Origin of the sequence: Micromonospora sp. BL4 (assembly GCF_003667505.1) — a bacterium.
Lineage (GTDB): Bacteria > Actinomycetota > Actinomycetes > Mycobacteriales > Micromonosporaceae > Micromonospora.
The window spans coordinates 1-2325 of the sequence record NZ_RCVJ01000272.1 but is presented as its reverse complement, the minus strand read 5'-3'; the positions used below and the strand labels follow the sequence as shown (position 1 = coordinate 2325).

Here is a 2325-nt window from a genome sequence, read left to right as displayed (position 1 = left end):
AGATGTGTATAAGAGCCAGCACCAGCAGCGGCACCTCCCGGACGCCGAGCCGACGCAGGCAGCCGTCCACCGCCGCCGGCTCCGGCCCGGCGTCCACGACCACCGCCCGACCGGCGGCGACCGGCAGCACCAGGGCGTCGCCCTGACCCACCGCGCAGGCCACCACCACCCAGCCGGACGGCGGCCAGCCGGCGGCCACGAGCCGGACCGGAAGGGAGCCCAGCAGCGCGGCCACCGCGACCACCGCCACCAGCCGGCGCACCACCGGGCGGCGCACCGCGACCAGCAGCGCCACGGTCAGCCCGGCCAGCAGCAGGGCACCCCACACCCCGCCCGGCCACGGCAGCGTGCCGGCCGGCAGTCGGGCGCCCTGGTGGGCGATGACCACCAGCCACCACGCCGGCCAGCTCGCCAGCCACGCGACGAACTCCGCGCCGGCCGGCCAGAGTGGCGACAGCGTGGCCGCCAGCACGCCCAGCACGGTCGCCGGCGCGATGGCCGGCACCGCCAGCAGGTTGGCCGGCACCGCCACCAGGCTGACCGTGCCGGAGATGCCGGCGACGACCGGCCCGCAGGCCAGCTGTGCGGCCGCCGGCACGGCCAGAGCCTCGGCCAGCCCGGCCGGGACGCCCCGCCGGCGCAGGCCGTCCCGCCAGCGGGGAGCGAGCAGCAGCAGACCACCGGTGGCCAGTACGGAGAGCGCGAACCCCGCATCGCCGGCCAGCTCCGGATCGGCCAGCACCAGCACGGTGACGGCGGCGGCCAACGCGGGCAGCGCCGCCCGGGGACGGCCGGCGGCCAGCGCGGCGAGCCCGATCGCCCCCATGGTGGCGGCCCGCACGACGCTCGGCGAGGGGCGCACCAGGATGACGAAGCCGACCAGCGCCACCCCGCAGAGGCCGACGGCGAGCCACGGGCCGGCCCGCGCCCACCGGGCCAGCAGCAGCACCGCGCCCACCACGATCGCCACGTTGGAACCGGAGACGGCGTTGAGGTGGGTCATGCCGGTGGCCCGGAAGTCCTCCTCCACGCCGGGCGGCAGCCGGCTGGTGTCCCCCACCACCAGCCCGGGCAGCAGGCCACCCGGCTCATCGGGAAGCGGTGCGCAGGCCCGTTGCAGCCCGGCGCGCAGCGTCCCGGCGGCGCGCTGCGCCCAGGACGGGACACCGTGCCGCTCCGGCGGGCCGTTGGTGCTGAGCACCGCCGCGGTGAGGTCACCGCCGAGCGGGACACCGAGCCGACCCTCGGCGGCAACGCGCTGCCCGGGCAGCAGGCCACGCCAGGCCGGGTCGGTGGCCAGGACCAGCACCCGCACGGACGCGTGAACCCGTCGGTCGTCCGGGCCGGTGAGCCGGACCAGCTCGGTCGGCACCAGCAGCATGCCCGGACGCCCGGCGGACCGGATCGGGCGCGGGTCGTCGCGGACGATCAGGTCGGCGGTCACCGGGGCGCGCTGCTCGGCCAGGGCGCGGACCGGCGGCGCGTCCCGGACGGTGAGCCGGGCGGCGGTGGCCGCCGCGCCGCAGACCACGCCGAGGCCCACCGCGACGGCGATCCAGCCGTAACGGCGGAGGCCGTCCCGGGGGCGACCGAGGCGGCCGGCGGTGTGCATCGCGCTGCCCGCCGTCAGGATTGCCACCACCCCGGCCACCAGCACGAGCGGGCGTGTGCCGACGTGCAGCCCGGCGAGGGCGGTGAGCCAGGCGGCCACCGCCAACCCGGCCAGCCGTAGATCCGGCGGCGCAGTCTTCGCCTGGCCGGCGTTCAGGTCGCCTGCCGGTGACCGGTCATCGGCGACGGGGTGGCCGCTCACACCGTCACCAGGTCCTTGAGCTGCTCGTAGCGGGCGTCGCCGATCCCGTCGACCTGGCGCAGGTCGCCGACGGACTTGAACCCGCCGTGCTGGTCGCGGTGGGTGAGGATCCGCTGGGCGAGCACCGGCCCGACCCCCGGCAGCGCGTCGAGCTGGGCCAGCGTTGCCGTGTTGAGGTTCAGCGGCCCGCCCGCGGGCGCCGCCCCGCCCGCCGCCGGCCCGGCGGCAGCGGCCGGTGGCGGTGGCGTCACCCCGACGACGATCAGCTCCCCGTCGGTGACCTTGCGCGCCGGGTTGAGCAGCGCCACGTCGACTCCGGGCAACGCGCCGCCGGCCGCCTGCACCGCGTCGGCGAGCCGCGACCCGGCCGGCAACCGCACCAGACCGGGCTTGCGGACCTTGCCGGCGACCGCCACGACCACCTCGGCCGCGCCGGACGCGCTGGGGTCGCCGCCTGCCGAGATGGCCGGGGCGGCCTCGCTGGCCAGCGGGGCCGCCCCGGCCATCTCGGC

General features: G+C 78.5%; 2 protein-coding genes. Both read right to left on the bottom strand.

Annotated features, from left to right (window positions below; translation table 11 throughout):
• On the bottom strand, positions 1–1768 hold a 1768-nt coding region (locus EAD89_RS30075), incomplete at its 3' end, for a ComEC/Rec2 family competence protein (RefSeq protein ID WP_121678036.1).
• Positions 1769–1809: 41 nt separating this feature from the next.
• Positions 1810–2325, bottom strand: a 516-nt coding sequence (locus EAD89_RS30070; RefSeq protein ID WP_147458897.1) for a ComEA family DNA-binding protein, incomplete at its 5' end; no start/stop codon positions are given.